The organism is Stenotrophomonas sp. P5_B8 (assembly GCF_054049855.1).
In genome coordinates this window covers 1-10,796 of the sequence record NZ_JBFULO010000110.1, presented here as the reverse complement: position 1 = coordinate 10,796, position 10,796 = coordinate 1, and the positions used below count along the sequence as shown (strand labels likewise).

Below are 10,796 nucleotides of genomic sequence, written 5' to 3'. Positions count from 1 at the left end.
GCCTTCCTGCAGCACGCGCAGCAGGTTGGTCTGTGCATCCAGCGGCAGATCGCCGATTTCATCGAGAAACACGGTGCCGCCGTTGGCGGTCTCGAACAGCCCCAGGCGCCGGCCCGCTGCGCCGGTGAAGGCGCCGCGCTCGTGGCCGAACAGCTCGGACTGGACCAGCGCGGCCGGGATCGCACCGCAGTTCACCGCCAGGAAAGGCCGGTCATGACGCGGCGAGAGCGCGTGCAGTGCCTGCGCAGCCAGCTCCTTGCCAGTGCCGGTTTCGCCGGTGATCAGCACGGGCAGGTCGACCGGGGCGAACTTGCGGATCGCAGCGCGGGTGACCTGCAGGACGGCGCTCTCGCCAATGAGATGTTGGGGGCCGTGTGCGACGGGGTGCGCGGCCTGGCCGGACAGCTGTTGCAGGCGTTGGACGATGCGGCCAAGTTCGATCGGCGCGGTCCACGTTTCGGTGCAGGCGGCCAGCAGGGGCTGCAGGGCGGGGGGGGCGGCCGCTGCGCCGGCGGGCAGGATGGCCAGCAGGGTCATGTGGCGGTGCTCCTCGAGCAGCGTCTCAAGCCGGGCCAGGTTGGCCGGCAGCGCGCCGCGCAGGTCCAGCAGGCCAACGACCTGATCGTTGCCGCGCATGCCGATGGCCACGCAGTCGTCGGTGGCCACGCCGCGGACCTGCCAGCCTGCGGCCGCAAGCACTGCGCGTTCGGCCGGTTGCGGTTGCCCAAACCAGATCACACACCGGGACGGGAGATCAGGGACTGCCGCCATGCGTCACCTTGCTGAAAAGGATCACAGGCGGAATTCACTGCAGGTCTGGTGGCCGTGGACGTGCCGCCCCACGTCCGGGTCCGCGGCCGGCCGGAACGCCGGCAGGCACTGGGTGTACTGGCAATTGCTTGAACAACATGAKGGACAACGCCGGTTGGGGGCGGAAGCGGCCAGGGCAACTGCGTAGGCGGCCGTCGGTGGGTCGGGCGCTGGGCCCCCATGCCCTTTCCGGCGACGCCCCCGGCGTCGGCCTGCGGCCGCCCCCTCCTCCTTTATTTCGCCTCCAAGGGCATAGGGGCCCAGCGCCCGACCCACCGACGGCCGTCAAAAAAGCCTGGCTTCGGCCTGCTTGCCGCAAGCGAGCCCCGTCGCGGCCGGTAGGCCCCTGGGCAAAATAAAGGAGGAGGCCGCCAGGCCGGGGGACATTTGCGCCAGGGGCCTACCGGCTGCGACGGGGCCCTTCCGCTCGCGACAACCCCGAGCGGAGAGAGCACCAGATTCAACACCGCCCCCCGGACTACTCCGGGCACACGGGTGCCGCCGTGCTGGGGGAAGAAGCAAAAAAAAACCGCTGCAGGGCAGCGGCTTTTTCAGGATCCGGCAGTTCTGGCCTCAGAGGTCGACGCGGCGGGCCTGCATGAACTTGGCACTCCAGTAGCCGGTCATCAGGCTGTCCACGCGGACGTCCTTGCCGGTGCTGGGGGCGTGCAGGAAGCGACCTTCGCCGACGTAGATGCCGACATGGTCGACCCGGCCCTTGCGGCCGAAGAACACCAGGTCGCCGGCAGCCAGTGCGTTGCGGTCGTTGATCWGCTCGGCTTCCCCGTCGTGCGCCATCTCGCGCGAGACGCGCGGCAGCTCGATGCCCAGGGCGGTGCGGAACACGTAGCCGACCAGGCCGCTGCAGTCGAAGCCGCTGTCCGGCGAGGTGCCGCCCCAGCGATACGGGGTGCCCAGCAGGGTCATCGCGCGGCGCAGCAGCGACTGCACCTTGCCGTTGTCGGCCGCGCCGCCGACCACGGCGCCGTTGGCACCGCTGCTGGCGTCGTAATTGGCGAGCAGGCGGCTGAGGTCGCCGGCGAACATCGCCGAGCGGTCCATCAGGGGAATGGTGTCGTTGGCCGCCAAGTGTGGAAGCAGGGCGGCGAGGGTGGCACTGGCAGCGGCGTCGGCCTTGCTGCGGGCGGGGGCATCAGCCTTGGGCTTTGCCATCGCGGAAGATTCGGGCGTGCTGGCGCCAGCCGGAGCGGCGTCTACAGCGGTGGCCGGTGCGGTCTGTGCCCAGGCCGGGAGGCTGGCAAGGCAGAGCGCAATGGCAAGGAAAACGGGGCGGATGCTGCGCCGGGAAGCGGCGGTGTGGCCTTGGGTGATCAGGTCGGCTGTCGTCACGCGGCGGTCACTGAATAAAAACGATGGGTGATGATGCCGTGTAAGCGCAGTGATTAGGTACAAATTTCGTTAAAGTTTCGTTTACAAACGTGTGATCTGCATCACAAATTTGACCCTTACCCCTGTTCAGCTTAGTGCAGGACGCGTTTCGCGCCGGTGTAGTGGTCTTTCCAGTACGGCCCGCCGAGGGAGTCCAGTCGGACCGTTCCGCCGGTGCTGGGGGCGTGCACGAAGCGACCTTCGCCGACGTAAATGCCGACATGGGACACGCTGCCGCGGCTGCCGAAGAAGACCAGATCGCCCGGCGCCAGCCGCTGGGGATCGATCTTCGGACCCTGCACCGCGGCCAGGTCGCGCGAGGTGCGGGGCAGCTTCAGGTCGAGCATCTCGCGGTAGACATAGGCCACCAGCCCGCTGCAGTCGAAGCCGGATTCGGGGGTGTTGCCGCCGTAACGGTAGGGTGTGCCGACCAGTCCGATCGCGCGCATCAGCACCGCGTTGGCCGCCTGCGGGTCGTTGGGGACCACGGTGGGCCAGACCTGGGTGGAGGCGGGCGGGGCGCTCGGGCGGGTGGTCTTGCCGCCGCCACAGGCACTCAACAGCACGACGGCGGCCAGCGCGGCGAGGCGGGGGGCGAAGCGGAGGACGGGCAAAACTGGCGTCAGCTGCATGATGTACCGGATAATGCGCGGCCTCAGAAGGCCGTCATGATGGCGGCGTATCCGGCGGGGAACAACCCGCCCCACCCGTCTGCCATCGGCAGCGACCAGCCAGAGTTGCGCATGAAGATCGAAAAAGACAGCGTCGTCCGTTTCCACTACACCGTTGCCGAGCAGGGCCAGGAGCCGATCGAAAGCTCCAAGGACCGTGATCCGCTGGCGATCCTGATCGGCCACGGCAACATCATCCCGGGCCTGGAAGCGGCCATGATGGACAAGGAAGCCGGCGCCACCTTCGAGGTGGACGTCAAGGCCACCGACGCCTATGGCGAGCGCCGCGAAGGCCTGACCCAGCGCGTGCCGAAGAAGCATTTCGGCACCACCAAGCTGATTCCGGGCCAGCAGGTCGTGCTGCAGACCAACTTCGGCCCGCGCGCGGTCACCGTGGAGAAGGTCGGCATGAGCGTGGTCGACGTCGACCTGAACCACCCGATGGCCGGCAAGGACCTGTATTTCTCGGTCGAGATCGTCGACGTGCGCGCCGCCGCGGCCGAAGAACTCGAGCACGGCCACGTGCATGGCGATGGCGGCCACCAGCACTAAGCAGTAACCACTGCGACCGGCATTGATGGCCGGTATCGAAGGTGATGCAACGGCCCGCTTCGGCGGGCCGTTGCGTATCTGCGACAGGGCGACCCGCGCGCGTGGCGCGACGGCATAATGACTGCCCAGATCCACGGATTGCCTGTGAACGCCGCTTCCCTTCCCCTGCAGCCGGTCGCCGTCGGCGAGCGCATCGCGGTGCTGGACATCCTGCGCGGGTTCGCCCTGCTGGGCATCCTGCTGATGAACATGGAGGCCTTCAGCGGACCGCTGGATCTGGCCTTCACCGGCATCGATCCGCAGTGGCACGGGTTGGATTACGGGGTCGACGCGGCCATTTACGTGCTGGTGCAGGGCAAATTCTTCACGTTGTTCTCGCTGTTGTTCGGCGCCGGCTTTGCGATCATGGCCCAGCGCGCCGATGCGGCCGGGCGCGCGTTCGCCCCGTTTTACCTGCGGCGCACTGCGGGCCTGCTGCTGATAGGCCTGTGCCATGCGCTGCTGGTCTGGTCCGGCGACATCCTGGTGATCTACGCGCTGGTCGCCGTGGCACTGCTGGCCTGTCGCGAGGCCCCCACGCGCTGGCTGCCGGCCATGGGCGTGCTGACCTATCTGGGCGCGGCAGCGTTGATGCTGCTGCTCGGCGCGATGATGGGGCAGCAGGCGCAGGTGGACCCGGGCAGTGCGCAGGCGCGTGCCGCCATTGACAGCGCGCAGCAGACCATCGAACTGCAACGCCAGGCCTACGGCCACGGCAGCTACGCGCAGGCGGTGCTGCAGCGTCTGCGTGACTTCGGCGCCCAGCTCAGTGCGATCGTGGTGGTCGGGCCGGAAGTGCTGGGCATGTTCCTGATTGGCAGCTGGTTCGCGCGCAGTGGTGCGCTGGCCACGCCCGAGCGCTTCGAACGCCTGTACCGCGCGTTGCGCTGGGGCGCGCTGCCGGTCGGTCTGGTGGTGATGCTGGTGAGCGCGGTCTGGCAGCCTTACCTCGCACCGGGCACGTTCACGCCGGCCAGTGGCGCGGCCTTCGCGATGGGCTCGGTGGCCTCGCTGCTGATGTGTCTGGGCTACCTGGCCTGGATCGTGCGCGCACGTGCCGCGTTGCGCTGGCTGGCCCCCGTCGGTCGGATGGCGTTGACCCAGTACATCCTGCAGTCGCTGCTGTGCACGTGGGTGTTCTACGGCTATGGCCTGGGTGCGTTCGAACAGCTGCCGCGTGCGTGGCAGGTGCCGTTCGCGCTGGGGGTGTTCGCCCTGCAGGTGATGCTCAGCCATCTGTGGCTGCGACAGTTCCGCTTCGGTCCGCTGGAATGGGGGTGGCGGGCGATGACCTATCTGCAGTGGCCACCGCTGCGCCGGGCGACGACTGCGCAGCGCTGAGCGCAGCAGTCGATGACCTGCCAATGCTCGACCGCGTGCCTGCACATCCTCACGTCTGGCTCGCGGCCGGACATGGCATCCTCGTCATCCGCATGCGCGTTGGCATGGGACAACGGCGGCCTGATGGGATCCGCCGCGCCGCGCCGACGCGGGATCCTGCCCCTTACCAAGTTGAGCGATTCCAATGAGCAAGCACTACGACTATGACCTGATCGTGCTGGGCGGTGGCTCTGGCGGACTGGCCGCCGCGTTCCGCGCCGCGCAGCACGGCCAGCGCGTGGCGATGCTGGAGCCGGGCGAGCTGGGGGGCACCTGCGTCAACGTTGGCTGCGTGCCGAAGAAGGCGATGTGGCTGGCCGCCGACCTGGCGGGAAGGATCGGCATGGCCGCATCGATGGGCTTCGACGTCCCGGTACGGCCGGCGCTGGACTGGAAGGAACTGGTGGTGCATCGCCAGGCCTACATCGCCAACATCCACGCCAGTTACCTCAAGCGCCTGAACGAAAACAACGTGGTGCGGGTACCGCGTCGCGGCCACCTGGTCGATGCGCACACGGTGGAATGCAGCGACGGGGTGCGCATCAGTGCCGCGCACGTGCTGATCGCCACCGGCGCACATCCGCAGCGTCCGGATATTCCCGGCGCGGAGTTGGGTGCGGTCTCCGATGATTTCTTCAACCTGTGCAGCGCGCCCGAGCGCGTGGCGATCGTCGGGGGTGGCTACATCGCCGTCGAGCTGGCCGGGCTGCTGCAGGCACTGGGCAGCAAGGTCACGCTGCTGGTGCGCGGGTCGCGGTTGCTGGAGCGCTTCGACGCCGAGTTGACCGCGCAGCTGGCCGAGAACCTGCGCCACCAGGGCGTACAGGTGCACTTCGATTACCGCCTGCGTGAGCTGCGCCGCGACGGCGATGCGGTTGCTGCCTATGGCCACGACGGCCCGCACGAAGCGGTGTTCGATCAGCTGTTTTTCGCCACCGGCCGACGCGGCAACAGTGCCGGGTTGGGGCTGGAAGCACTGGGCATCGTGATCGGCGACAAGGGTGAGGTGGAGGTCGACGAGTGGCAGACCACGGCGGTGCCCAGCGTGCATGCGGTGGGCGACATCGCCGGCAAGGTCGGCCTGACGCCTGTGGCGATCGCCGCTGCGCGCAAATTGATGGACCGCCTGTTCGGTGGCCAGCCGCAGGCGAAAATGGACTATGAGAATGTTGCCAGCGTGGTGTTCTCGCACCCGGCGCTGGGTGCGGTGGGTCTGAGCGAGGAAGAGGCGCACGAGAAGCACGGGGATGTCCGCGTGTACCGCAGCAACTTCCGCCCGATGCTGCAGGCGCTGTCCGATGGCACCCAGCGCAGCCTGTTCAAGCTGGTCTGCGTGGGCGAGGACGAACGCGTGGTCGGCGTGCACCTGCTGGGCGAGTCGGCCGACGAGATCCTGCAGGGTTTCGCGCTGGCGGTGAAGATGGGCGTGACCAAAGCGCAGTTCGACGACACCGTGGCGATCCATCCGACCTCCGCCGAAGAGGTCGTATTGATGCGCTGAACGCGCATCAGCGGGCGGCAATCACCAACAATCCAGGTAGTGCCACGCCATGCGTGGCAATCGCACCAATGATCCGGTGGTACGTTCGGCAACGCCCCACCTTCGTGCGCGCGGACACCCCCTGCCAAGCGCAGCCGGGCATGGCCCGGCTCTACCGCGGCGGGCGGCGGGCCCGCTGCGGCAGGCGCGCCGGGTGGACCGGCCCGCTGCCGCAGGCGTGCGACAATCCAAGCCCCCCCTTGTCCTCCAGCCGCGCCGCGCGGCCGCTGTCCCGATGCCGCCCACTGTTTCCTCGCTCCCGACATCCTCCAGCCGCATCGCCGCCGGTGGCATCGCGCTGGCCGCCGTCGGTGCCGTTGCTGCATCCGGCAAGGCGGTGATCGTGAAGCTGGCCTACCGGCATGGCGTGGATGCAACCACGCTGCTGGCGCTGCGCATGCTGATGGCGTTCCCGTTGTTCGCGCTGTTGGCGGTGTGGTCGGCGCGCCGTGCCACCGCACTGTCATGGCCCGATCGTGGCCGCGTGCTGTGGCTGGGCTTCACCGGCTATTACCTGTCCAGCCTGCTGGACTTCCAGGGCCTGCAATACATCAGCGTGACTTTGGAACGGCTGATCCTGTACCTGAATCCCACCCTGGTCCTGCTGATCAGCCTGGTCCTGCTGAAAAAACGCCCCGGCCGCTGGCAGCTGATCGCCCTTGGGCTGAGCTACCTCGGCGTGCTGCTGGCGTTCGGCCACGACCTGCAGTTGGAAGGCGGACGCATCCTGCTGGGCAGTGCGCTGGTGTTTGCCAGTGCGCTGAGCTACGCGCTGTATCTGTTCGGCAGTGGCCAGGTGGTGGCACGGATCGGTGCGATCCGCCTCACCGCGTATGCCAGCTGCGTGGCCTGCGTGCTGTGCGTGCTGCATTTCGCGCTGCTGCACCCGCTGGTGGCGCTGGGTCAGGCGCCGGTGCCGGTGTACTGGCTGTCGCTGATCAACGCCACGCTGTGCACGGTGCTGCCGGTGATGGCGATCATGTTGGCGGTGAAGCGGATCGGCTCGTCGCTGGCCGCGCAGGTGGGTATGCTCGGGCCGGTATCCACCATTGTGATGAGTCTATGGCTGCTCGACGAACCCATGGGCCCCTGGCAGATCCTGGGGACGGCGCTGGTGCTGGTCGGCGTGCTGCTGGTCAGCCGCGCCCGCGCATGACGCCGGCCGCGGCGGCCCCCGAAGACGCGGCCGCGCAGGCGCGCGAACGCATCCTCGCGGTGATACGGGCGATTCCGCGTGGCCAGGTGATGGGCTATGGCCAGGTCGCTGCCAAGGCCGGCTTGCCGGGCCGGGCGCGGCTGACCGCGCGCGTGCTCGGCATGAACGAAGACCCGGACCTGCCCTGGCACCGCGTGCTGCGCTCGGACGGACGTATCGCCATGCCGGAAGGCTCGCACGGCTGGAGAGAGCAGAGCCAGCGGCTGCGTGCCGAAGGCGTGGCGATCGAGCGCGGGCGGGTCAAACACATGCCGCGCAGCGGCGGCGATGATCTGGATGCGGCGCTGTGGGGGCCCGGCTGAGGCTGGAAACGCGGCACCCTCGCGGTTGAATGCGTCGCGCCGGGGCGGTCCCGGGGCAGGGTGCTGCGGCTATGATGGGCGCAGTTCCAAAGGATGCCCTCATGTTTCCGCGACTGCCCACTGTCACCAAGGCACTGTTGATCGCCAACATCGTGCTGTTCCTGCTGCAGCAGCCTTTCCTGCTCGGCAACGGCACCTTCGAGCCGTTCATGCTGCAACCGCTGCGCGGCGGTTTCGATCCGTTCTCACCGGGCGGCAACTTCCAGCCGTGGCAGCTGCTCACCTACGGTTTCCTGCACGGCAGTTTCGGCCATCTGTTCTTCAACATGCTTGCACTGTTCATGTTCGGTGCGGCGCTGGAGCAGACCTGGGGCGAGAGGCGCTTCCTGACCTATTACCTGGTGTGCGTGGCCGGTGCAGGCGTGTGCCAGTTGCTGGTCGGGGCAATGATGGCTGACCCGGTCACCGTGCTCGGCGCRTCCGGTGSCSTGTTCGGSCTGCTGCTSGCSTWCGGCATGCTGTTCCCGAACCAGCGCGTGATGCTGCTGTTCCCGCCGATCCCGATGAAGGCGCGCACCTTCGTGATTGTGTTCGGCGTGATGGAACTGGTGCTCGGTGCCACCGGTTGGCAGCCGGGCGTGGCCCACTTCGCGCACCTGGGGGGCATGTTGTTCGGTTGGCTGCTGATCCGCTACTGGCGCGGACAACCGCCGTTCAACAAGCGCCCACCCAGTGGACCGCGTAAAAAGAACCACCTGCGCAGCGTCCGCTGACGCCGCAGCGGACTCCAACGAAGGGCACCGAGGGTGCCCTTCGTCGTATCCAGACCGTTCAATCGACTGAAGCAAGGATGTTTCCATCGTGAAAATACTGATCCTGGGGGGCTACGGCGTGTTCGGCGGCCGGCTGGCGCGGCTGCTGTCGGACCTGCCCGGTCTGGAGCTGCTGATCTGCGGGCGCAACCTGGAGGCAGCGACCGCGTTCTGCGCCGATTACGTGGGCGCGCCGCAGGTGCGGCCGCTCAAGGTCGACCGGCAACGCATCGAGCCGGTGCTGCAGGCCGAACGACCGGACCTGCTGGTGGACGCCTCCGGTCCATTCCAGGATTACGGCGCGCATCCCTACCGCGTGATCGAAGCCTGCATCGCCGCACGCATTTCCTATCTGGATTTCGCCGATGCGGCCGATTTCGTGTTCGGCGTGGCGCAGTTCGATGCGGCGGCCAGGGCGGCCGGCGTGTATGTGTTGTCCGGGGTCAGCAGCTTCCCGGTGCTGACCGCCGCGGTGCTGCGCGAGATGGCCAGGCACATGGACATCGTCAGCGTGGACGGTGGCATCGCGCCGTCGCCGTATGCCGGTATCGGGCTCAACGTAATGCGCGCGGTGGTCGGCTACGCCGGTGCGCCGGTGAAACTGCAGCGCAACGGTCGGCCGGGCCATGGCATCGGGTTGGCCGAAAGCCGGCGCTTCACCGTCGCGGTGCCGGGCAGGCTGCCGTTGCGCAATCTGCATTTCTCGCTGGTCGATGTGCCGGACCTGCAGGTGCTGCCACCCGAACACCCGACGATGACCGATATCTGGATGGGCGCCGGCCCGGTGCCGGAGGTGCTGCACCGGGTACTCAACCTGCTGGCCAAGGCACGGGCGCGGCTGCACCTGCCCTCGCTGGTGCCGCTGTCGCGGGTGTTCTACAGCGTGCTCAACCTGATGAAGTTCGGTGAGCATCGCGGCGGGATGTACGTCCGCGCACGCGGGATCGCCAACGGTGTCGAGGTTGAACAGAGCTGGCACCTGCTGGCCGAGGGCGACGATGGCCCCTACATCCCGTCGATGGCGATCGAGGCGGTGGTGCGCAAGCTGCTGGTTGGGGAGCGGCCGGCCGACGGTGCGCGCCCGGCCACGCACGCGTTGGCGTTGTCCGATTACCAGCGTTTGTTCAAAGGGCGTTCGATCCATACCGGGTTCCGGAGCGAGACGCCCGGTGCCAGCCTGTATCGGCAGCTGCTTGGCAGCGCCTTCGACGCTCTGCCGCCACAGGTGCAGGCGCTGCATGACAGCAGCGAGGGCAGGCGCTGGCAAGGCGTGGGCGAGGTGCGTCGCGGCAAGGGGCTGTTGGCGCGGATCGTCGGTGCCGTGTTCGGCTTCCCGCCGGCCGCGGCGGCGGTGCCGGTCAGCGTGGCATTCGCCCCCGAGCGGGGTGGCGAGCGCTGGACCCGCGATTTCGCCGGGCGCAGGTTTTCGTCGTTGCAGTGGCGCGGGCAGGGCAGGAACGAGCAGCTGCTGGTCGAACGCTTCGGCATCGTGGAGGTTGCGCTCGCGCTGGTGGTGGAAGACGATCGCCTGTACTTGGTGACACGCCGCTGGTCATGCCTGGGTGTCCCGTTGCCGAAGGCGCTGCTGCCGTGCGGGCACACGTTTGAGACCGAGCGCGCGGGTCACTTCGTGTTCGACGTGGAGATTGCCGCACCGATGATCGGCCTGATCGCTGCGTATCGGGGCACGCTGCAGCCTGTCAGCGCGGTGAGCACAGGCTGAAAAAGTGCGTCTCTTCGATGGAAGGGGAGCGTGTTGTTTCAAGGGCCGTCGCAGATCGCGCACGGCCATACGCGCGTGGCTATGCAGTCAAGGGCCGTTTGGATCTGGTGGTGTCTGTCTCCGCTTGGGGCTGTCGCGAGCGTGAGGGCCCCGTAGCGGCCGGTAGGCCCCTGGCGTAGTGTCCCCCGGCCTGGCGGCCTCCTCCTTTATTTTGCCCAGGAACCTACCGGCCGCTACGGGGTTCGGCTCGCGGTGAGCAGGTGGAAGCCAGGCGTTTCTTACGCTGGTCGGTGGGTCGGGCGCTGGGTCCCCATGCCCTTGGAGGCGAAATAAAGGGGGAGGGGGCGGCCGCAGGCCGACGC

General features: G+C 68.0%; 10 protein-coding genes. 7 read left to right on the top strand and 3 right to left on the bottom strand.

Annotated elements, in window-relative coordinates; all coding sequences use genetic code 11:
* From ACXJKH_RS08485 to ACXJKH_RS08475, 3 genes are all read right to left on the bottom strand, one after another.
* The coding region (locus ACXJKH_RS08485; protein ID WP_457319096.1) for a sigma 54-interacting transcriptional regulator at positions 1–699 on the bottom strand (699 nt) is incomplete at its 3' end.
* Between the two features lie 684 nt (positions 700–1,383).
* On the bottom strand, positions 1,384–2,160 hold the full coding sequence (locus ACXJKH_RS08480) for a C40 family peptidase (protein WP_457319095.1): 777 nt from the start codon (positions 2,158–2,160) through the stop codon (positions 1,384–1,386).
* 131 nt (positions 2,161–2,291) lie between these two features.
* Positions 2,292–2,831: a C40 family peptidase gene (locus ACXJKH_RS08475; RefSeq protein ID WP_256774588.1), complete on the bottom strand. Its 540-nt coding sequence runs from the start codon at positions 2,829–2,831 to the stop codon at positions 2,292–2,294.
* Positions 2,832–2,942: 111 nt separating this feature from the next.
* Here ACXJKH_RS08475 and ACXJKH_RS08470 point away from each other — a divergent pair, with 111 nt between their 5' ends.
* The 7 genes from ACXJKH_RS08470 to ACXJKH_RS08440 all read left to right on the top strand — a co-directional run bounded on the left by ACXJKH_RS08470 (position 2,943) and on the right by ACXJKH_RS08440 (position 10,434).
* Positions 2,943–3,422, top strand: coding sequence for an FKBP-type peptidyl-prolyl cis-trans isomerase (locus ACXJKH_RS08470; RefSeq protein WP_457319094.1), 480 nt, complete (start codon positions 2,943–2,945; stop codon positions 3,420–3,422).
* A gap of 117 nt (positions 3,423–3,539) precedes the next feature.
* Positions 3,540–4,802 (top strand): DUF418 domain-containing protein, encoded by a 1,263-nt coding sequence (locus ACXJKH_RS08465; RefSeq protein WP_457319093.1) that lies wholly within the window; start codon positions 3,540–3,542, stop codon positions 4,800–4,802.
* Positions 4,803–4,986: 184 nt separating this feature from the next.
* A complete protein-coding gene (gorA, locus tag ACXJKH_RS08460; protein WP_457319092.1) occupies positions 4,987–6,342 on the top strand; it encodes a glutathione-disulfide reductase in 1,356 nt (451 codons plus the stop codon).
* A gap of 274 nt (positions 6,343–6,616) precedes the next feature.
* The gene (locus ACXJKH_RS08455; RefSeq protein WP_457319091.1) at positions 6,617–7,537 is read left to right on the top strand and encodes a DMT family transporter; all 921 of its coding nucleotides are present in this window, start codon (positions 6,617–6,619) and stop codon (positions 7,535–7,537) included.
* Complete coding sequence (locus ACXJKH_RS08450; RefSeq protein WP_256774593.1) at positions 7,534–7,899, top strand: MGMT family protein; 366 nt, start codon at positions 7,534–7,536, stop codon at positions 7,897–7,899. Before ACXJKH_RS08455 ends, ACXJKH_RS08450 begins: the two co-directional genes overlap by 4 nt.
* Before the next feature lie 101 nt (positions 7,900–8,000).
* Entirely contained in the window at positions 8,001–8,672 is a 672-nt protein-coding gene (locus tag ACXJKH_RS08445) for a rhomboid family intramembrane serine protease (RefSeq protein WP_457319090.1), read from the top strand.
* 88 nt (positions 8,673–8,760) lie between these two features.
* Entirely contained in the window at positions 8,761–10,434 is a 1,674-nt protein-coding gene (locus ACXJKH_RS08440) for a DUF4166 domain-containing protein (protein ID WP_457319089.1), read from the top strand.
* The last annotated feature ends 362 nt before the right edge of the window (positions 10,435–10,796 follow it).

What these genes read in the sequence shown, in the direction of transcription:
- ACXJKH_RS08465 (WP_457319093.1), top strand. Translation starts at nt 3,540, where the DNA reads ATGACTGCCCAGATCCACGGATTGCCTGTGAACGCCGCTTCCCTTCCC.
- gorA (WP_457319092.1), top strand. Translation starts at nt 4,987, where the DNA reads ATGAGCAAGCACTACGACTATGACCTGATCGTGCTGGGCGGTGGCTCT.
- ACXJKH_RS08475 (WP_256774588.1), bottom strand. Translation starts at nt 2,831, where the DNA reads ATGCAGCTGACGCCAGTTTTGCCCGTCCTCCGCTTCGCCCCCCGCCTC.
- ACXJKH_RS08450 (WP_256774593.1), top strand. Translation starts at nt 7,534, where the DNA reads ATGACGCCGGCCGCGGCGGCCCCCGAAGACGCGGCCGCGCAGGCGCGC.
- ACXJKH_RS08455 (WP_457319091.1), top strand. Translation starts at nt 6,617, where the DNA reads ATGCCGCCCACTGTTTCCTCGCTCCCGACATCCTCCAGCCGCATCGCC.
- ACXJKH_RS08470 (WP_457319094.1), top strand. Translation starts at nt 2,943, where the DNA reads ATGAAGATCGAAAAAGACAGCGTCGTCCGTTTCCACTACACCGTTGCC.